The sequence below is a fragment of the Flavobacterium sp. IMCC34518 genome (genome assembly GCF_027111095.2).
In the GTDB taxonomy this organism is placed as follows: Bacteria; Bacteroidota; Bacteroidia; order Flavobacteriales; family Flavobacteriaceae; genus Flavobacterium; species Flavobacterium praedii.
In genome coordinates this window covers 3,358,744-3,380,623 of record NZ_CP114284.2, presented here as the reverse complement: position 1 = coordinate 3,380,623, position 21,880 = coordinate 3,358,744, and the positions used below count along the sequence as shown (strand labels likewise).

At 31.3% G+C, this 21,880-nt stretch carries 18 protein-coding genes and 1 tRNA gene; 17 read left to right on the top strand and 2 right to left on the bottom strand.

Annotated features, from left to right (window positions below; all coding sequences use genetic code 11):
• The first annotated feature begins 37 nt into the window (after positions 1–37).
• The 9 genes from tpx to OZP06_RS14535 all read left to right on the top strand — a co-directional run bounded on the left by tpx (position 38) and on the right by OZP06_RS14535 (position 9,760).
• Complete coding sequence (gene tpx, locus OZP06_RS14575; protein ID WP_269222509.1) at positions 38–535, top strand: thiol peroxidase; 498 nt, start codon at positions 38–40, stop codon at positions 533–535.
• An 8-nt stretch (positions 536–543) separates the two neighbouring features.
• On the top strand, positions 544–918 hold the full coding sequence (locus OZP06_RS14570) for a diacylglycerol kinase family protein (protein ID WP_269222508.1): 375 nt from the start codon (positions 544–546) through the stop codon (positions 916–918).
• 18 nt (positions 919–936) lie between these two features.
• Positions 937–3,387, top strand: coding sequence for a DNA translocase FtsK (locus tag OZP06_RS14565; RefSeq protein ID WP_281323899.1), 2,451 nt, complete (start codon positions 937–939; stop codon positions 3,385–3,387).
• A 389-nt stretch (positions 3,388–3,776) separates the two neighbouring features.
• Positions 3,777–4,418: an outer membrane lipoprotein carrier protein LolA gene (locus OZP06_RS14560; protein WP_281240367.1), complete on the top strand. Its 642-nt coding sequence runs from the start codon at positions 3,777–3,779 to the stop codon at positions 4,416–4,418.
• An 8-nt stretch (positions 4,419–4,426) separates the two neighbouring features.
• Positions 4,427–5,875, top strand: coding sequence for an LptF/LptG family permease (locus tag OZP06_RS14555; RefSeq protein WP_281323898.1), 1,449 nt, complete (start codon positions 4,427–4,429; stop codon positions 5,873–5,875).
• 1 nt (position 5,876) lies between these two features.
• Entirely contained in the window at positions 5,877–7,010 is a 1,134-nt protein-coding gene (ribB, locus tag OZP06_RS14550) for a 3,4-dihydroxy-2-butanone-4-phosphate synthase (protein WP_269222507.1), read from the top strand.
• Positions 7,011–7,728: 718 nt separating this feature from the next.
• Positions 7,729–7,816: transfer RNA gene (locus OZP06_RS14545), tRNA-Ser, on the top strand.
• Positions 7,817–8,064: 248 nt separating this feature from the next.
• Positions 8,065–9,315: a site-specific integrase gene (locus tag OZP06_RS14540; protein WP_269222506.1), complete on the top strand. Its 1,251-nt coding sequence runs from the start codon at positions 8,065–8,067 to the stop codon at positions 9,313–9,315.
• Between the two features lie 316 nt (positions 9,316–9,631).
• Positions 9,632–9,760, top strand: a complete 129-nt coding sequence (locus OZP06_RS14535) for a hypothetical protein (RefSeq protein ID WP_269222505.1) — start codon at positions 9,632–9,634, stop codon at positions 9,758–9,760.
• On the opposite strand, the gene OZP06_RS14530 is transcribed toward OZP06_RS14535, so the two are convergent.
• A complete protein-coding gene (locus OZP06_RS14530) occupies positions 9,717–10,262 on the bottom strand; it encodes a hypothetical protein (protein WP_269222504.1) in 546 nt (181 codons plus the stop codon). The two genes, OZP06_RS14535 and OZP06_RS14530, sit on opposite strands and share 44 nt — an antisense overlap.
• Positions 10,263–10,691: 429 nt before the next feature.
• Here OZP06_RS14530 and OZP06_RS14525 point away from each other — a divergent pair, with 429 nt between their 5' ends.
• Positions 10,692–10,955 carry a hypothetical protein gene (locus OZP06_RS14525; RefSeq protein ID WP_269222503.1) on the top strand — a complete coding sequence of 88 codons (264 nt, stop codon included), beginning with the start codon at positions 10,692–10,694 and terminating at the stop codon, positions 10,953–10,955.
• Between the two features lie 120 nt (positions 10,956–11,075).
• On the opposite strand, the gene OZP06_RS14520 is transcribed toward OZP06_RS14525, so the two are convergent.
• Entirely contained in the window at positions 11,076–11,720 is a 645-nt protein-coding gene (locus OZP06_RS14520) for a hypothetical protein (RefSeq protein ID WP_281323897.1), read from the bottom strand.
• A gap of 450 nt (positions 11,721–12,170) precedes the next feature.
• On the opposite strand from OZP06_RS14520, the gene xerA reads away from it, so the two are divergent.
• The 7 genes from xerA to OZP06_RS14485 all read left to right on the top strand — a co-directional run bounded on the left by xerA (position 12,171) and on the right by OZP06_RS14485 (position 21,844).
• A complete protein-coding gene (gene xerA, locus OZP06_RS14515; protein ID WP_281323896.1) occupies positions 12,171–13,163 on the top strand; it encodes a site-specific tyrosine recombinase/integron integrase in 993 nt (330 codons plus the stop codon).
• A 1-nt stretch (position 13,164) separates the two neighbouring features.
• Positions 13,165–14,412 carry a restriction endonuclease subunit S gene (locus OZP06_RS14510; RefSeq protein WP_269222499.1) on the top strand — a complete coding sequence of 416 codons (1,248 nt, stop codon included), beginning with the start codon at positions 13,165–13,167 and terminating at the stop codon, positions 14,410–14,412.
• Between the two features lie 267 nt (positions 14,413–14,679).
• Positions 14,680–14,985 (top strand): hypothetical protein, encoded by a 306-nt coding sequence (locus OZP06_RS14505; protein ID WP_269222498.1) that lies wholly within the window; start codon positions 14,680–14,682, stop codon positions 14,983–14,985.
• Positions 14,986–15,140: 155 nt separating this feature from the next.
• Positions 15,141–17,081 (top strand): AAA family ATPase, encoded by a 1,941-nt coding sequence (locus OZP06_RS14500; protein WP_269222497.1) that lies wholly within the window; start codon positions 15,141–15,143, stop codon positions 17,079–17,081.
• Positions 17,082–17,248: 167 nt separating this feature from the next.
• Positions 17,249–17,908, top strand: a complete 660-nt coding sequence (locus OZP06_RS14495; protein ID WP_269222496.1) for an HNH endonuclease — start codon at positions 17,249–17,251, stop codon at positions 17,906–17,908.
• A 3-nt stretch (positions 17,909–17,911) separates the two neighbouring features.
• Positions 17,912–20,569: an AAA family ATPase gene (locus OZP06_RS14490; protein ID WP_281323895.1), complete on the top strand. Its 2,658-nt coding sequence runs from the start codon at positions 17,912–17,914 to the stop codon at positions 20,567–20,569.
• A gap of 3 nt (positions 20,570–20,572) precedes the next feature.
• On the top strand, positions 20,573–21,844 hold the full coding sequence (locus OZP06_RS14485) for a restriction endonuclease (protein ID WP_281323894.1): 1,272 nt from the start codon (positions 20,573–20,575) through the stop codon (positions 21,842–21,844).
• Positions 21,845–21,880 lie beyond the last annotated feature (36 nt).

The following is a 21,880-nucleotide window of genomic DNA, read 5'->3' as shown; positions in this document are numbered from 1 at the left end:
AATCCTTACTTTTGAACCTCATTAAAAAACAAACATCATGGCTACAATAACATTAGGAGGAAATCCAATACACACTTCAGGTGAATTACCAAAAGTAGGTTCTAAACTTGCTGATTTTAAATTAGTTCAAAATGATTTATCGGTTGCTGATTTAAGCACTTTTGCAGGTAAAAAATTAGTTTTGAATATTTTTCCAAGTATTGACACAGGAACTTGTGCTACTTCTGTTAGAAAATTTAATGAAAGTGCAAGCAACTTGGCAAACACAACCGTTTTATGCATATCTAGAGATTTACCATTTGCACAAAAACGTTTTTGTGGTGCGGAAGGTCTAGAAAATGTTGTCAACTTATCTGATTTTCAAGAAGGATCTTTCGGAAAAAGCAATGGTTTAGATATTGTAGACGGTCCATTGGCTGGATTGCATTCTCGTGTTATCATTGTTGTTGATGAAAACGGAGTAGTAACTCATACAGAACAAGTAGGTGAAATTGCAAACGAACCTAATTATGAAGCAGCTTTAGCCGCACTTTAAAAAAAAATATGGAATTCCAAAAAGACAACACTTTATTTACAGGCCGATTGAAAAGCATGAAATTTGCTTTTCAAGGCGCTGTAAAATTAATTACCACCGAGCACAGTATTATGGTTCAATTTTCTATTGGAATCATTATGACCATAGCCGGTTTTTATTATCATATTACCACTACCGAATGGCTTTTTCAAACCATGGCAATTGGTCTAATAATGAGTATTGAAGGATTGAATACTGCAGTTGAAAAAATTGCCGATTTTATTCACCCCAATTACCATGAAAGAATAGGTTTCATTAAAGATATTGCTGCTGGGGCTGTATTTTTTGCAGCATTGACAGCAATTGCAATTGGTCTTATTATTTATATCCCAAAATTTTTATAGGCGCAATTTAATTTAAGAATGGCAAAATCTACAAAAAAGGAAACTTTAGACAAAAAAAACGAAGCAGAATCTAAAGGTATAAGGTCATGGAAATTATCCAAACAACACCGAATTGTTTTGGGTTTTTTGTTGGTATTATTTTCAATAGCTTTATTCGTTGCCTTTGTTTCATTTTTCATTTACGGACAAATTGATCAAAGTGCGGTAACCGAATTATCGAATAGAAAAGAAATAGTTCAAAACTGGCTAGGTAAATTTGGAGCGTATTTATCAGATTTTATAATATATAGAGGTTTTGGAATCGCTTCATTTCTTTTTGTTCGTTTATTTTTCTTAACTGGTATGTACTTGATTTTGGATTTATCCATAATGAAACTCAAAGGTGTTTGGTTTTGGGATTTGTTTGTCATTATAATTCTGTCGGTATTATTTGGATTTTTCGCCACTTCATTGCCAGAATTGGGAGGAACTATTGGATATGAATTGAATTTATTTTTCCAAGATTATATTGGAAAAACGGGAACTTTATTGATTTTAGTTTTTGGATTAATTATTTATATTATTTTCAAACTTCAAGTTTCGCCAGAAAAAGTACAATCCTTTTTTGAAAAAACTAAAAATGAAATCAAAGAAGATTTGACAAAAAGTCCTGTACTACCATCAAATGACAGCGCTTACAATTTAGAAGAATTTGCAGTAGAAGAACAGGATGAAGAATTGGATGAAATACATTTGAAAACAACCGGTTCTCAGTTTGAAATCAATAAGGAAGCCTTAAAACCAACCATTTCAAATTCATCACAAATCAATTTAGAGCCTACCTTAAAACCTATTTCTATGGAGGTGACTCCAATGGCTGAACCTGAAGTTTCTCATATCAAAGAGGAAGCCTTTGTAATAGAAAAAGCGATTGAGGAAGACATCATAGAGGACAACTTGGCTTCGCGCCTAGTTTCAGACTTTGGATTGTTTGATCCTACGTTGGATTTATCCAATTACAAATACCCAACCATCGATTTATTAAAAGAATATTCGACTGGCGGTATTACAATCAACCAGGAAGAACTGGAAGAAAACAAAAACCGAATTGTAGATACACTCCGCAATTACAAAATAGAAATAGCGCAAATCAAAGCGACTGTTGGTCCTTCGGTAACGTTATATGAAATTGTGCCCGAAGCAGGAATTAGAATTTCAAAAATTAAGAGTTTAGAAGATGATATTGCATTGTCTCTTTCGGCATTAGGGATTCGAATTATTGCTCCAATTCCCGGAAAAGGAACAATTGGTATTGAGGTGCCAAACAAGAATCCAACGATGGTTTCTATGAAAAGTGTGATTGGTTCTGCCAAATTTCAAGAAGCCGAAATGGAATTGCCTATTGCGCTAGGAAAAACCATCTCGAATGAAACCTTTGTAGTTGACCTTGCGAAAATGCCTCACTTATTGATGGCGGGTGCTACAGGACAGGGAAAATCAGTTGGATTGAATGCTGTATTAACTTCGCTTCTATACAAAAAACATCCTGCAGAAGTAAAGTTTGTCTTGGTAGATCCTAAGAAAGTAGAACTTACCCTTTTTAATAAAATAGAAAGACACTACTTGGCAAAATTACCAGATACCGAAGATGCCATCATTACTGATAATGCCAAGGTTGTAGCCACTTTGAATTCACTTTGTGTAGAAATGGACAATCGTTATTCTTTATTGAAGGATGCGATGGTAAGAAATATTAAAGAGTATAATGATAAGTTTAAAGCTAGAAAATTGAATCCTGAAAATGGGCACCGCTTTTTACCTTATATTGTTTTGGTAGTAGACGAGTTTGCCGATTTGATCATGACTGCAGGTAAAGAAGTAGAGGTTCCTATTGCGCGTTTGGCTCAGCTGGCTCGTGCTATTGGTATTCATTTGATTATAGCCACTCAAAGACCTTCGGTAAATGTAATTACCGGTTTGATTAAAGCAAACTTTCCGGCTAGAATCGCTTTTAGAGTAACCTCAAAAATCGACTCAAGAACAATTTTGGATACCGCTGGAGCCGATCAATTAATAGGTCGTGGAGATATGTTATACACAAATGGTAATGATGTGGTTCGGGTACAATGTGCATTTGTAGATACGCCAGAGGTCGAAAAAATCACTGAATTCATTGGTTCGCAAAAAGCATATTCTACCGCGTATTTGCTTCCTGAATTTATAGGAGAAGATGGTGGAATAAGTTTGGAAATGGACATATCTGATAGGGACACATTATTTAGAGAAGCAGCAGAAGTTATCGTAAATGCTCAACAAGGCTCAGCTTCTTTATTACAACGAAAACTAAAATTAGGATACAACAGAGCGGGTCGATTAATCGATCAATTGGAAGCAGCTGGGATTGTAGGTCCTTTTGAGGGCAGCAAAGCTAGAAGTGTAAACATACAGGACATGACAGGGTTGGATCAGTTTTTTAGTAATGAAAGTTAGAGGTTAGAGCTTAGAGGTTAGAAGTTAGAAGTTATAAAATAGATTACAGAAAGCTGTTTTCGATTTAGAGAATTGACAATATTAGTGGATTTCAAAGTCCCTTTTGATTTTTTGTTTTTTATATTTTTTAAATTTTCATAAATAAAATAAATTTATTGATTAACGTACATGCGTGAGGGATAGAAGCTAGCTACCGAAGTAGCGCGAATAGCCCGACTCTTTTTAGGAAAGGGGCTAATAGCGACAATGAATGTTAGCCCCTTTTCTAAAAAGAGTCACGCCCAAAAAGCCATAATCTACTACTGAAGATTTCATATCTAAATAATAAACAACAAAAGAGTACTTTTGCAGCAAATAATTATTAAATGACACCACAATTCAAAACAACAATGAAACAATTTATCAGCCTTTTATTCGTTTTTTTTATTGGATTTTCGGCACAATCGCAAGATAAAAAAGCTAAAGATTTGCTAGACAAAGTAACATCTAAAGTAAAAAGCTACAACAACATCACTATCGATTTTAAATACTCCTTGAACAATGCAAAAGAAAACATTAATCAAGACAGTAAAGGCAAAGTGGTAATGAAAGGGAATCAATATGTACTGGATTTTATGGGTATCAAGAAAATTTTTGACGGAAAAAAAACGTACACAATTGTTCCTGAAGATGAAGAAATTACTATTTCAACCGTTAATGAAAAAGATGATTCGGCAATAACTCCATCAAAAATGTTGACTTTTTTTAATACGGGTTATAAGTTTAATATGGATATTGTTCAAAATGTAGGCGGCAAAAAAATACAATATATCAAATTGATTCCGACCAACCCAAAAGACCAAAGAAAAGAGATTTTACTTGGCATCGATTCTAAAACAAACGCAATCTATAATGTAATTGAAATAGGCAAAAAAGGAACTAAAACAACTTTAACCGTTAATTCTTTTAAAACAAATCAACCATTACCGAAAAATCAATTTACATTTACCGCAAGCAAATATCCCAATTATTACATCAATACATTAGACTAAATATTTAGGTGAAGATTCTAGACAAATACTTATTAAAAACTTTTTTGGGCACATTTACAACGGTATTTGTGATCCTTTTTTTTGTGTTCGTTCTGCAAACCGTTTGGCTATTTATTGCTGAACTAGCTGGGAAAGATTTGGATATTTTCATGGTATTAAAATTTTTAATACTTGCAATGCCAAGAATTGTACCTTTGGTGCTCCCACTTTCTATTTTATTGGCAGCCATTATGTCTTTTGGAAGTTTATCCGAACATTATGAATTTGCAGCAATGAAATCTTCTGGAATTTCGCTACAAAGAGCCATGAGAAGCTTGACGGTTTCTATTGCCATATTGAGTGTTATTGCATTTTTATTTGCCAATAATGTAATACCTTATGCCGAATTTAAGTTTGTTAATTTTAGAAAAAACATTGCGCAAGCTAAACCTGCACTTGCTATTGCAGAAGGACAATTTAGCGACGTTGGTTTATACAATATCAAAGTCAATAAAAAATCGGGAGAAAATGGGAATCATTTAACTGGAATAACGATCCATGAAAAATCACAAAACGGTGACGGAAGTAAAACAGTAATCAAAGCCAAAGATGGAGAATTGATTAGTAGCGACAAATCGAGTATTTTACAATTGGTGCTTAATGACGGAAATTATTACCAAGACATTGTTCCAAAAAAGTATGAAGATCGAAGCAAGTTGCCTTTTGCCAAAAGCTCTTTTAAGAAATACCGTATAAACATAGATCTGTCTAATTTGAATAAAATAGACAATGACCAATCTGTTTCTACAACAAACAATATGCTTAATGTAAGCGATTTGAAATACACACTGGATTCCTTGAGTAAAAATAGGGATACTGAAATTATTTCATTCTCAGAAAATAGCGCTGCTAGACTAGGCATTTTAACAGATAATAAAGCCCCTGAAGTTGCTAAGAAAAAAACTATAACTAAAAATTTATTATCTCTATTTTCCAACAAACAAAAAACAGAAATTCTAAATGCTGCCAGTAGTAATATTCAAAGTTTAATGTATTCAATTGATGCCACAAAAAGCGAACTGGATAACAAAAAGAAAAATATAAACAGCCACATATTATCCTTAAATGATAAATTTGTAATCGTTTATGCTTGTTTTTTGATGTTTTTTATTGGGGCCCCATTGGGAGCTATCATTCGAAAAGGAGGGCTTGGACTACCAATAGTGTTTGCTGTTTTGATTTTTATATCCTTTCACTTTATTAACACATTTGGGAAAAGGATTTCTCAGGAGGATGGATTATCCCCATTTTTAGGCTCTTGGATGTCATCTATAATACTGACCCCATTAGCCATTTTATTGACCTATCGAGCCACGAATGACATTGGTTTGATTAATATGGATGTATTACTTGCTCCAATTCAAAAAGTATTTCAAAAACTGTTTCAAAAATTAATTCCATCTCAAAATAAAGAATAAGATGTCTACCAACAAAATACAACTCAACACTATAGAAGAAGCCATTGAGGACATTCGTCAAGGCAAAATAATCATAGTTGTTGACGATGAAGATCGCGAGAATGAAGGTGATTTTCTGGCTGCTGCTGAGAAAGTAACACCCGAAATGATCAACTTTATGGCGACACATGGCCGAGGTTTAATTTGTGCGCCGCTTACTGAAAGCCGTTGTAAAGAACTTGGATTACATGTGATGGTAAGTAACAATACCGACCCTATGGAGACAGCATTTACCGTTTCGGTGGATTTAAGGGGTAATGGGGTAACGACAGGAATCTCAGCTGCCGATAGAGCCAAAACAATACTTTCATTAGTAGATTCAAATACCAAACCGCATGACTTAGCACGTCCAGGCCACATTTTTCCATTGATAGCCAAACAAGGAGGTGTCTTGAGAAGAACTGGGCATACCGAAGCAGCAATTGATTTTGCAAGATTGGCCGGATTCAAATCTGCTGGAGTGATTGTCGAAATAATGAATGAAGATGGAACAATGGCTCGTTTGCCACAATTGGTAAAAGTCGCTAAGAAATTTAATTTAAAATTGGTTTCCATCGAAGCATTAGTGGCGTATAGAATGCAACACGACAGTTTGATTGTCAAAAAAGAAGATTTTGATATTGAAACCCGTTTTGGTTCATTTAGATTAAGAGCGTACCAACAAACCACCAACAAACAAATCCACATTGCTTTAACCAAAGGAACTTGGAATATAGGTGAAGCGGTATTGACACGAATCAACTCTACTTCGGTTAACAATGACATATTAGGAACGTTGACCAATGATGCCAATAAAAAATTGGATGACATGTTTCAATTGATTAACCAGGAAGGTAAAGGTGCAGTATTATTCATTAATCAAGAAGTGGCTTCAATAGATTTACTGAACCGCATATCCGAATTAAAAGTTTTACAAGCACAAGGGGAATTCAAAGCGCCACAAATCAAGATGGACAACAAAGATTTTGGTATAGGTGCTCAAATATTACATGATATTGACATTTCAAAAATTCGATTATTATCAAATACCGAACAAACGAAACGCGTAGGAATGATAGGATACGGCTTGGAAATAAAAGATTTTGTGAAGTATTAGTTTTAGTAACTTTACTATTTGCAAAAATGAATAAAATCATCCTTCTGAAATATATTTAGAAGGATTTTTTTATGCTCTTTTTTGATTGAAACCAAACCACTCTGCACTGAAAGCACATAGATTTGACGGACCATACAGAATCTGCAAGGTAAAAGCACTCATTTATAGAATACAAATTACAGAATTTAGCACAAATTATTACCGATTACTTATCCGCTATGGTCCAATAAAAATAGAGCATTTTTATACTCTATCAGTATTTTATCGCTAGTAATAGGACAATTTAAAAAATTAGAGATAAGACATGTAAAAAATTGTTCGATTTGTAGCTAATAATGTTTTGGAGGAAAAGAAAACACATTATTATATATTGCTTTAAACTATATCTAAAACCAATTAAAAGTATAGCTATTGGAAATACAATATCGTTTTTTATAATTAGCCCTCACTCCGACTCCATCCGAAAGAGATAAAACTGGATATTAATTTATTTCTAAATGGTATCATAGCATCATTCAAAGCCAATTATCAATCACTTTTCACTAATCACAAAATGGCCACTAAACTTTTTTGAAAATTATTTTTCGCCTAAAGCAAAGCAAATGAAACAATTAAAAAAATCCTTAAAAAAAAGATGAATTTTTTCTAAAAATACACTTGCACAACCAAAAAAGGTTCTTATATTTGCACTCGCAATCAGCAATGATAGCAACATACTGGAGAAATGGCAGAGCGGTCGAATGCGGCAGTCTTGAAAACTGTTGACTGTAACAGGTCCGGGGGTTCGAATCCCTCTTTCTCCGCCAGTAGAAATACTAAAAAGGCTAAAACGCTGTAAATCTTAAGATTTACGGCGTTTTTTGCTTGGTGGCTATACCAATAAAGTTCATTAAATGGTATCCTTTCAGTGTCCTATTTAGTGTCCCATTCTGAAAATCTCAAATGGGTCATCAAAAACCGCTGGAGCACTTGTATAATAAGGCGTTCACGGGTTGAACATCTTGTTTTAAGTGTTTAAGATGAATAATTTTATCAAACTTAAAGTCACCACATTATGAACAAAACATTCAACCTACTTTTCTTTATCAAGAAAAGTAAAATCAAAGCCAACGGCACCGTTCCTATTTATCTGCGAATCACCATTGATGGTGTTCCGAAAGACATTGCTTCCAAAAGATATATTGTGCCCAACAAATGGGACAACAAACTCCAAAAGGTTACTGGAGTATCAGAAGAAGTAAAATCCCTAAATAGATACCTCAAAACACTGGAACAGGAAGTTTACGATGCGCATCATTCTGTAATGAAGGACAAAACAAAAGCGACCTCAACGATTCTAAAAGCCAAACTTCAGGGAACCGACCAAAGAGCCAGAATGTTGGTTCCGATTTTTCAAGATCATAACAACAAAGTGGAAACTCTGGTGGGCCAAGAATTTGCTCCCGGAACATTGGAGCGTTACAAAACATCCCTGAAGCATACTATTGAATTCATACAATGGAAATATTCCGTTTCGGATATCGACATTAAAAACATTGACCATTCTTTCATAACAGAATACGAATTCTTTCTGAGAAGTGTTCGCAAATGCGCCAACAATACTGCTGTAAAATACATCAAGAACTTCAAGAAAATAATCAAAATCTGCATTTCAAATGGATGGCTAGACAAAGATCCCTTTGTTAATTATAAAGCAAAAATTCGTGAAGTCGAAAGAGAGTATCTAACTCAGGAAGAAGTCCAGGATATTTATTACAAAGAATTTGCAACCGAGAGACTAAACCTGGTAAAAGATATTTTCGTTTTCAGCTGCTTTACTGGTCTGGCTTATATAGATGTCAAAAACTTAACGATATCAAATATCAGTATGGGTATTGACGGCGGGAAATGGATATTTACCCATCGCCAGAAAACAGAAACCGCTTCTCGCATTCCACTTCTCCCAATTCCGGAAGAGCTAATTCTGAAATATGGCGATCATCCACAATGTGTAAATGAAGACAAACTATTACCGGTTTTGACCAACCAAAAAATGAATAGCTATTTAAAGGAAATAGCAGATGTTTGCGGTATTAAAAAAGATTTAACCTTCCATATTGCCCGTCACACTTTTGCGACGACTATAACCCTTACAAATGGCGTTCCCATAGAAAGCGTGAGCAAAATGTTAGGACATAAAAGCATAAAAACCACACAGCACTATGCTAAAATCCTAGATAAAAAAGTGAGTGAGGATATGGATTTATTAAAATCAAAGTTGAGCAATTTTAAGGCTCGCAATGTCTCGAATGGAACTAATGAATAAAAAAATCTTTAAAGACTATAAATTAAAATGTTTGTTATTTCAGACAAATAAGTCGATTTTGTCTGTAATAACGAACATTATAAAAATAAGTAGTAAAAAAAACTTCTTTCCTAAGTATCAATAGGTACTAGTACAGATGACAAAAATCAGTTAGACTTGAATATAGATTAATATTTGACCTACGGAATCCTCTTATTCTTTATAATTCAAATTGAAATTCATCATTAAAAAATGTACAATCGTAATTCCAATTAGAAAGAATAAATTTACCTATTTTTACATTCACTGAATAAATCAAAATAAAAAAAACACAAAAATGGCAGATAAAGAAGAACAAAAACCAGAACCAAGCAGACCAAGAACTGTTACTGACGAAACATCTTATGAAGTAAGAGGAACAGTTACCGAACCAAGTACCAGTACGCAAACGAAATCAGAAAGCTAAGCGGCAAACTAAGCATAATATAAATTGCCCAAGAAAGCCTTCTGTTTCTTCTATTATTAATTGTAATATTAGAAGTTATTTTATTTTGATAAGTTTCACACACTTGAAGAGCCAAATTTAAATACTGTTCATTATCCGGATAATCATCGACAAAACGGGTATTAAGTATAAATCTTGGTTCTTCACCTTTTGTGCCAATTTTATATAAAAATAAATTTTTAACAAGATATACTAGCGACAAAATGAGTATTAGCATCATTGCAAACAAGGAAATAGAGAGATAACTATTTAGAATCTTCTCCAATCCTTTTGAAGTTAAATATCCTAATATAGCAGTAATAATGGTTATATTGAGTGCAAGTAACTTATCATTTCTATCGGTTATGTTCTTTGCAGTCTCAACTGTTTCATCAAGTCTGTTTTCAGCTAATGTGATATATAATTGCGCTGCGCTTTCCGAAAGCTTATTCCATTCTATGATATCAGTTGACCATTTTTCCATTTTGAGTAGAATTTTAATTATACTGTAAAGTTAAAATAACAATCTGTAATTAAATATTTTATTTATCTCATATCTTGCTAGAAATCCATTCTACTAAGGGTCATTTTAATCAATACGTGTCCTACTAAATCTCACGATTTTGTTTCAACGACAACGGATTTGCGACACTAATTTGTAAACAAAAACTACATTGAGAAAACATTTTTCTCTAGTTTTTAGGTTATTTCCCGTTTTGAATTAATTGTAAGTTTGTAGCAATGGATAGTAAATCAAAATACATTCATTGTACAGCATAAACAAATGATTCATTACAATAACGAGACATTCGCATTAGCAAAATGGTCTTAAAATATCACTGCTTTTTTGTGTCCTTTTTCTATCTAAAGCCATTATATACCTTTGAAACATTATTAATTTAAAATCATAATTATGTACTTAAAGGACATCGAATTTAAAATTGCTATAAAGCTTGAGAATAATGGTAATTACCTACACTCAGAGTCAATTAAACTTTGTGAAGCTGCACAAGCATGTGTTGATATTCAAAAAAAGCAAAAAAAGGAAATACAGAATCTTAAAGAATATGTATCTAGACTCCCAGACCCTTATGGATGGAACAGAACCGCTAATGTAAAGGATTTGCAAGAACTTATTGTATGCCTGAATATATTAAAAGAAATCATCAGACAATAAATTTTGAGTTGGTTCGGAAAAATCAAAAACAAGCCTCAGTTAAAAGAACATAACCGAGGTTTGTTTTTATATTATTTTTCTTCATTTCGTTTTAAAAAAAGCTGTACAACGGTACTGCTACTAGGAAACTCTTTTTTCGATTTTTGGATATTTTTCGTTTATTTCATTTGCTAAACATTTTATGTAGATTGGTACTTCTTTAAAATACTTATTTACTTTATCTACCAATATTTTTCTATCAAAATCTCTAAACGATTTTAGTTTCAATGTTTTACTTAGACTATATTCTTGAATATAAGAATGTTTTAAATCATTGCTGATCTTTCTAATTTCAAAAACGCTATGATAACCTGAAATTCTTGATAAATAAATATTTGATTCTTTAAATTTAGTTTTACAAAAATCAAATGTCGGGCTTTTTGACAAGTCGATTTCAAAATCATCAGTTATATGTGCAATAAATTCATGATGATAAACCTCGATTATTCGATTTAATTCAAGTATTGAATATTCGACTGCATTTAAATATAAATAGTATTCTTGAACTTCAATTTTTTCACTATCGGTAGAACTTTTTTTTGCAGTTTTTTTCTCCTGATCATAAATTTGTTTTTCACCTTTTTGTGTCGCCAAAACAAATTTTGATAAATTAGTTATTCTCAAACTAATCATCATTGAAATCATTCCAATTGGCAATTCTGAGCGAACTATTTCAGTCCAACCGTCATCATCATATCTTCTTAATTTAGCTTTTTTTAATTTCACTATTTTGTGATTATTTAAAATGTTTGCCAACTTATATGATACCAACTATAAGGTAACTACAGTCTTCGCAGACATGATTAATTTTGTGTTTAAAATGGCTACATAAACTTTGGCTAATATATTATTTTAATAATAATTTATGTAACCTAATCTTCGCCTGATTGCCTTATAATTATTAAAATTCATTAGTGAGATCAAAAAAAAACGCGCTAAATAACCATAAACATATAATATATTATTACTACCAATATGAATCATTCTATCAGGTCTCTCTAACTTAGACTAACAAATTATAGGAGAGCTTATTTCCTTTCATATCGCAAAAAAAAATAGTTTTTTTTTATATTGTAGGTTATTTTTTTATGAACATAAACATTTCATTTAGCTTATTGATTGATTACTTTTGTTCCTCTTTATTTGCGGTTTGATAATTTTAAAATATAAAACCACATGAAAGAGAAATTGATTTTGGAAATAAAAACCGCAATGACAGAAATAGTAAGCCAACAACAAATGGAATTATTAAATATAGTTCTTATTAGGAGTCTTGATAATCTGTGTATTACTGAAATTGATAGTGAAATTAAATGCTCCAAAACCAATAATCAGAAAATCTTGTCTTTTTTTATTGCCTCAAAAAAAGTAGAAGGTTGCTCCGATAAATCATTGAAATATTATATCAATACGATTGAAAAGATGCTTCAAAAAATAAACAAATCAGTCATAGATATTTCTACTAACGATTTGAGAACCTACTTATCCGAGTATCAGGAATTAAAAAAATCCAGTAGGGTAACAATCTATAACATGCGACGAATTTTTTCCAGTTTTTTTTCTTGGTTAGAAGATGAAGATTATATTTTAAAAAGTCCTGTAAGGCGTATCCATAAAGTAAAAACAGGCCGTCTTATAAAAGACACTTTAAGCGATGAGCAACTCGAAATACTTAGGGATAATTGTTCTGAAATCAGAGATTTAGCTATGATAGAATTGCTTACTTCTACCGGAATGCGTGTAGGAGAACTGGTGAAAATAAATAGAACAGATGTCGATTTTTACGAACGACAAATTGTGGTTTTTGGCAAAGGAAACAGTGAACGAGAAGTCTATTTTGATGCGCGCACTAAAATTCATCTGAGAAAGTATCTTGAAACGAGAACAGATGATAACATAGCATTGTTTGTTTCTTTAGCAAAGCCTAATGACAGACTTTCTATTGGAGGAGTTGAAATGCGATTACGCACATTGGGTAAAAAGGCTCAAATTGACAAGGTACATCCTCACAAATTTAGAAGAACACTAGCTACAATGGCGATTGACAAAGGCATGCCAATAGAACAAGTGCAAAAACTACTCGGGCATGTAAAAATTGACACCACGATGCATTATGCCATGGTAAACCAAACGAATGTCAAAAATTCTCATAGAAAATTTATAGGATAAGATGAAAAAGATTAAATTAAAGAATGTCGTTTCTTATTCAAAACTACGATCCAATCATAAAGATCTTAGCTTAGAAACCTATATTACTACCGATAATTTATTACAGAATAAATTAGGTATTAAAATTGCCAATAGCTTACCACCAAATGGAGATTCATTTCCTAAGTATATAAATGGGAATATTTTAGTTTCTAATATTAGACCCTATCTTAAAAAAATATGGTTTGCAAACAGAAGTGGTATTTGTTCTGCTGATGTTTTAACTTTTGAAACACAAACCGAATTTTCTTCAAAATTCATTTATTACAATCTTTTCCAAGATGCGTTTTTTGAACATATGATGAAAGGAGCAAAAGGCACAAAGATGCCTCGTGGGGAGAAAAACCAAATATTAGAATTTGAAATACCTGATTTTCCTTTTTCTGTTCAAGAAAAAATTGCTGAATTTTTATCGGCAATAGATAATAAAATACAACTCAACAATAAAATAAATGATAATTTAGAGCAGATGGCAAAAACGCTTTACGATTATTGGTTTGTGCAGTTTGATTTTCCAGACGCGAATGGGAATCCTTATAAAACTTCGGGAGGTAAAATGGTTTGGAACGAGGAATTGAAGAGAGAAATTCCGGAAGGTTCAGAGGTTAAACCTTTACATAAAGTAATAGAAACTATTTTAGATCACAGAGGAAAAACTCCAAAAAAACTTGGAAGTGATTGGACTGATGATGAAAATGGCATAATAGCTTTATCAGCAAAAATTGTTAAAGGAGGAAAATTAAATAATCTTAGGCAAGCAAATAAAGTCAGTAAAGAATTGTACAACAAATGGATGCCAACAAAACTAATTAATGGTGATATTTTGATGACTTCTGAGGCTCCAGCTGGTGAATTTTATTTTATTCAAGGAAAAACCGATTATTGCATGAGTCAAAGACTTTTTGGTATAAGAGCAAATCAACTGAAGATTATTTCAACTTACTTGTATTATGAATTATCAAAAGGAAATGGATATTCACAGATTATGGGAAGTCTTAGTGGTAGTACTGTATTTGGAATTAGACAAGATGTGCTTCGAAAAATATTAGTTGTTATTCCTAATCTAGAAATACAAAAAAAGTTTAATAAAATTGTACTTCCTCAATTGAAACAAATCAAACAGTTGGACGAGCAAAACCAAGAACTCGCTTCGCTTCGTGATTGGTTGCTACCTATGCTGATGAATGGACAAATAACAGTGAAAGGTTAATAAAATGAGAGGCAAATAAAATTTAATTTCTCTTCGATAAATTATCATTTATCTTATACACATCATTGAATTTTGCGATTTTTGACATGCATGTAATCTATCTTATTCTCGAAAAGCATAATCTTATCTTGAACAACATTTAATACCCAACTCTTCAAGAGTTTCTGACCTCGAAACTATAATTCAATTTACTTCATTTCGGTAAGAACTATTTTACATCAATTATGACCAAATGAAACATTAGTTTTCTATTTTTGTTAAATGCTATTGAAAAACCTACATACAATATACACCATCCCAGATATTAAGTTAACCATCCAGTCTGGAGGAAGCATTGAATTTGTAAAAACAGGAATTCTTCCAGAGTTTTTAGTATTTCATTCCCCACAGCTCCACAGAACTTGGCGTTTAAAACTGAAAGAAGATAAGCAAAACGGTGTTTTGAAAGTAAATGGTCAAATTGCGTTTCATTATTTTTTTGACGGTTTGGGCTGTAAAATGCAAAGTGTAAACGTGGGAGTTGTTACTGGCGAATGGGAGATTGAAGAGATTATGACGGAAATGCGGGATTAAGTGTAATATGCTCAACAACCCACCTCGTTTTGCTATTGGTTATTACCTATATTGAAGTATAGTCGGGTAAGTGTGGGAGACATAGATGAGGAATTGGGAATGGTTACGGAGGAGAGAACTGAGTATAAATTAAATCGAAAACTATAATTCACAAGATGACAATTTCATTAAAAACAAAACAAGAAATTTTTAAAACAGTACTTTTAAAAGAGGATCCATTTGGTTTTAGCGATTTCGATAATGGGTTGATACCTTTTCTTGAAAATATATGGGATTTAAAATCGATGCCTTCAACAGATGGTAGATTTAATGATGCTGGAGGTGATATTTATCAACACATGATTAACAATAACGATTGGGATTATGAATATTTGTTTATAGAAAGATTAAAATTGTTCTCAGATGAAAATATATTTAAAAAGTTTATAGAAACGTTAGTTAATCCAAGATTTAGAAAAGATGAAAATGATATTTTTCAATACGCAATCCTAATAAATTCTTATCTTGAAAAAGAGAAATTAGAATTGGTAATAACAGACTATAATGAAAATGAATTACCTGTTCATGAAATTATTGAAAAAAGTGGATTTAGTCCAATCAAAACAAAAATAAACAATATTCCATTTTACATTCTAAATTTTGAAAAAGCAAATATAAATTTAAACGACAATGGTTTACCTAAACTTTTCCCGAGCTTTGTTTTAGATTTCAATCACGGTTGGAATGATTACAGTTTTAGAAGTTCATTCAGGCTATTTTATTTTAACAGTGATGCTATAAAATGTTTCATCGGAGATGTCAAAATAATAAAATATGAAGAAGACACTTTGATTGAATATTTAGAAGACTCATTTACAATGTTAGATGATAGTTTTTGTTCACTGGGTCAAAACATAGAATACTACAATAATCTTAAAAGATATTTAGGTAAAGATTTTGAAGCTGTTTTATGGGCGATAAAAGACGTAGGTTTATATAGTGAAATTTTAGAAAAATTTGAAAATACTTATTATTTTAAAAACTCAATAATTAGGGGTAATAATCAAGAAAGACTCTTAAGAGAATTAAAATACCTAATCTACAATTATGATCTTTCAAACTTATATAGTTTTAAATATACCTTTAAACCAAAGTTTGCAGAGAACACCCTAGAAATAGATTTTGATTTCAAAAACAGCATTTATCTGCCCAATCGTATATTTGCTCTTATAGGTAAAAATGGTACAGGAAAAACACAATTAATTACTTCCTTACCCCATGATATTGCAAATAATGAAGATGAATTGTTTTTTCCAAAAAGACCATTATTCAGCAAAATAATATCGGTTTCTTATAGTTCTTTTGATCGATTTAAAATTCCGAAAAAAACGGAAAACTTTAACTATGTTTATTGTGGTCTTAAAGATGATAAGGGAGAATTAATTACAGAAAGAGGCTTAATATTAAGATTTCATAATACTTGGAAAAGAATAAAGGAAATCCAAAGAATGAATCAGTGGAAGAGCATACTTGAGAATTTTTTAGATGAAGAAATTATTAATGAATTTATTAAATTAAATGCAGTTGGAGAATTAAGTGTTGATCTAGATGGTTTTGGCAAGATCAGAAAAGTATTAAGTTCAGGACAAAGTATAATTCTTTTTATTATTTCAGAAATCATTGCTAATATCCGTTATGATTCATTAATTCTTTATGATGAGCCCGAAACTCATTTGCATCCAAATGCAATTTCTCAATTAATTAATACAATTTATAATTTAGTAAATGAATTTCAATCTTATTGTATTATTGCAACTCATTCGCCTCTAATAGTTCAAGAATTATTATCCAAAAACATTTTTGTAGTTGAGAAAGAAGGAAAAATAGCTTCTGTTAGAAAAATCGGAAAAGAAACATTTGGAGAAAATCTAACGGTTTTAACAGAAGAGATATTTGGTAATAGATCAATCCCGAAACAATACGAATCGATTTTAAAAAATTTAGTTAGTAAAAATTTGACATTCGACCAGATTAAAAGTAAATTAGAATCTGATAATTTACCATTAAGTCTTAATACTATTTTATACTTAAAAAGCCTTTTTTATGAAAAATCTTAATCCTTATGATTTGTCATCAATAGATTTTTATGATGAGTTATTATTAACAAAAAAAAAAATCGATCAAAAACCCTAACTACAAAGCCCGATTAGTTACTTACAAGACCAATATTGGTATTAATTTTATTCAATATGATACAAATTATAATGACAATAGTCTTACTTCAATGATTCCAAGCATTTCTAACGCTCAACAAACTACAGACCTATTAAATTTATATTCATATAGCAATAGCATAATTAGCAAGTTAAAAATAAAACTAACAACATCTGAATTCAATAGAGTTGAAAATACTTGTCAAAATTGTACAATTGGAGAAGTAAGTTCTTTTGATCATTTTCTCCCTAAAGATGAATTTCCTGAATTTTCAGTTCATCCAAAAAATTTAATTCCTAGTTGTTCAAAATGCAATGGCAAAAAAAGTGTTAATTGGAGAAATGGGTTGAATAGTCTTTTTCTAAATTTATATTTAGATAATTTGCCTGATACACAATATTTATTTGTCAATGTTGATCATAATCTTGATTTCACATTTATCATTGATAACAGAAATCACATAGATCTTGATTTATTTAGTGTTATTGAAAGTCATTACATTAAACTTGATTTAGTAAATCGGTTCTTAGAAAATAGCAACAAAGTAGTTTCTGAATTATCTAACACAATTAATTCGTTTAAAAACAAGTTACCGAGGGCGGAAATCATTGATAGTGTAATTGAAACAGAAAGTTCAAATAGAGTCCTTTATGGCTCAAATTACTGGCAATCAATATTAAAATTAACATTGGTAAACAATGCTGTTTTTATGAATAATTTTTATACTTAATATATGGTATTCAAACCAAACGATATAACAAAAGAACATGTCCTCAAAGCTATTGAAAAAATAGGTGAAGAAAATATTGAATTAATACCACCAACACGTTGGGAAGTAGAGATCAACGGTAAAAACTATCCGCCAAAAGAAGTAATGCGGTATGCCCATCAACAAATGAACGGTGAAAAGGTATGGAATTATGGTGGTGGTGAAGCTACAAATAAGTATCTAAAAAAAATGGCTTTTCAGATTATTGATACACATGATGATCCTATTAAAGAAATTATTAGAAAATATAAAAACCACATTCGTGAAGGTGGTTTAAAAGATGAAGTTTACAAATGGAATTTGATAGCCCAATTTAAAGGAAGACCAAATCCCAATGCTGCTGATTTTTACGAAGAAATTAAAAGTATAAACTTCGCCAATTTAATTTATCCAATCGGTCAAGCTGTAATCAAACACATTGCACAAGATAGAACCGAACCGTATAAGGAGTGTTTCAAAGTGTTATTTGATGAGAATATAGATTTGATAGAAAGAGTTAAATATTTTAACGAAGAAACGCTTAAAATCTATCGTCAAATTGTACCGGAAGAAAAGTTCTCGCACCATCAGGATGAGAGAACTATGGCAACTTTTTTAACTTATCATAATCCTGACAAATATACATTATACAAACATTCATTTTATCAAAAATATTGTGCCCTTTTAGGAATTAAAGCTAAAAAGAAAGGACAAAAATATGTTCATTATCTTGAATTATTAAATGATTTTATAGATGATTATGTAAAAGATGACCAAGAATTGATCGATTTAGTCAAAAGCAAAATTCCCTTAAATTCATTTGAAGATATCAATCATAAAATGTTAGCTCAAGATATTTTATATCAATCATTAGATAAACAGCTTGGCTCTGAAAAAAAATATTGGAGAGTAGGTACCAAAGACGACCATCAAAGTTATTGGAAAATAATGAAAGCAGATGATAAGATAAGTATTGGTTGGTCTGAAATAGGAGATTTAGATAATACAACAATAACCTCAAAAAATCAAATTATACCATTATTAAAAGGACAAGGTTTTTTTCATAATGATAATTTAAACCTAAGTAAGAAGGCAGGCGAAATTTTTAATTTCTATAGTAATATTAAAATTGGAGATGTAATTTTAGCACAAGATGGGGAAACCATCTTAGGTATTGGAGTTGTCAAGGATAATTATTATTACAATCCGAGCGATAAATTTTCACATCAAAAATTGGTGGATTGGAAAATTTTCAAACCCAATTTAAAAAATAGCCAGGGTAACCGGACAACAGTTTATGAGGTTACGAATTCAAATATGATTAATAAAGTTGAAGCTCTTTTGAATAATACAATTACAACAACAATGACAAATCCTAGTTACCAAAAAGATATTCCATTAAACCAAATTCTATATGGCCCTCCAGGAACTGGGAAAACATATGCTACCATAGAAAAAGCGATAGCTATTGCAAATCCTAACTTTGATTTCAAACAAGAAAGAAAAGAAATTAAAGCTGAATATGATAGGCTAATTGTTGAAGGTCAAATTGTATTTACTACTTTTCATCAAAGTATGAGTTATGAAGACTTTATTGAAGGAATCAAGCCTGAAACTTTTGAAAATGAAGTCGTTTATAACATTAAGAATGGTATTTTTAAAAACATTTGCCAAGCATCACTTACTCCAAATCAACTCGATTTTAATACTGCTTATGACCATTTAAAAAAAGAATTAAGCGAAATAGATCAAATAACTCTTAAAACGCCAACAGGTAAAGAGTTTTCAATTTCTTTAAATTCAAATGATAATCTAACATTACATACTGGTGTTAATAAAGAAAAACAAGGAACTTTAACAAAAGAGAAAATCCAAAAACAAATAAATGGTGAAAATCAATTTGTAGGGTGGGAAGGTTATTTTAAAGGTGTAGTTGGTTATTTAACAGCCAAATACAATTATACATATCAATCAATTAAGAATACTCAAAACTTTGTTATCATTATAGATGAAATAAACAGAGGAAATGTTTCCCAAATCTTTGGGGAATTAATTACTCTTATTGAAGAAGATAAACGTTTGGGGGAAGTAGAAGCTCTGGAAGTTACGTTGCCTTACAGCAAAGATAAATTCAGTGTTCCTGCTAATCTTTATATCATCGGTACCATGAACACAGCAGACAGAAGTGTTGAGGCTTTGGACGCCGCTTTGAGAAGACGTTTTCATTTTGAGGAAATAAAACCTAAACCCCATCTAATCAAAACAGAAAGTAAGTCCGGTAAAGTAAATGGCGTAGTTGACGGGATTGATTTAGAATCTCTTTTAACTACAATTAATACTAGAATAGAAAAACTGATTGATAAAGATCATAGAATTGGTCATTCCTATTTTTTAAAAGTTAATGACTCAGTTTCTTTACTACATTCATTTAAGAACGAAATTATCCCTTTACTGGAGGAATACTTCTTTGGTGATTTCGGAAAAATTGGTTTGGTGTTAGGCTCAAGCTTTGTAGAGAAGGTAAATGGCAATTTTAGTTTTGCCAAATTTGAAGAATATGACAATGATATACAGGAAGATTTAAAGCAAAGAACAGTGTATAAAATCAAAGAGGAATCAGAATGGAAATTTTCTGAAATATAGGTTATGAATAGACTAATCCGTGTTTTTGAGCATGATAAATTAACTTCCAAATCGCACTGTGTCAAAGGTGAAGAATTGGGAGATAAAATCATTGATAAATTGTGGCAATACAATGATGCAAACAAAAATATCTATTTTGATGCAATTAGACACGGTGTGAAATTCAAAAACTATGTTGGGGTTATCCAAATTGGAAATACCACAATTGAAATACTGCCTAAAGCTGATAAAAACAATACTTCTAGCGAAGATGAAAAAGAGATATGGCACAAAGTATTGCTAAAAATGCTAGCCCATTGCAAGAAAATCAAAGTGGATGCGGTATCAGAAGCATCATTAAAAAAAAGGTATCATTCATTACTCGATTTGTATTTTGAAATATTTCTCAATGAAGTCAGTCAATTACTTCAACATGGCTTAATAAAAAAATACGCTAAGAATAGTGGCAATGTTACTGCATTAAAAGGACGATTGGATTTTGCCAAAAACATCCAACAAAATCTAATTCGTCAAGAACGATTTCATACAACCCATCAAATCTATGATTGTGACCATTTGATTAATCAAATTCTATTCAAAGCATTACAAGTTTTGAAAACAATTACGACTAACACTTATCTAATTGATGGCGTTAATAGATTACTATTGAACTTTCCAGAAGTAAAAGAAATTCAAATCAACAAGTCTCATTTCGATAAGATAATTTCCAATAGGAAAACAGTCCCTTATAATGAAGCGCTTAAAATTGCTAAAATGATTTTGCTTAATTATTCTCCTGATATAAAAGGCGGTGATGAAAACATGTTGGCATTGCTATTTGATATGAATAAACTCTGGGAAGAATACATTTACAGAATGCTTTTAAAAGTAGATGATTCAGGTATAAAAGTTAATTTTCAAAATCAAGATAAATTTTGGAATAATAAACTTATCAAACCAGATATTGTGATTTCTAAACCTTTCCTGAATGATGGTGCAATAGAAATCAAACATTTTGTAATTGATACCAAATGGAAAATCAAGGAAGTTGCCGAATCTGATGATGATGATTTAAAACAAATGTATGTTTACAATATGTATTGGGAGTCAGAAAAAAGCATGTTACTCTATCCCACAACCAATATTAAAAATACTTCTTTTGGAAAATTTCATAAAGGAAGAGATGGTGAGAATCTATGTAAATTAGGTTTCGTAAAAGTGATGAATGGAAAGGATCTTAATTTAGAAATTGGAAAGGAAATTTTTCTTTTATTGGATATAAAAAGCCCCCCTTAATATTTTAAACAACTAATCTCTTCATACTACCTATAA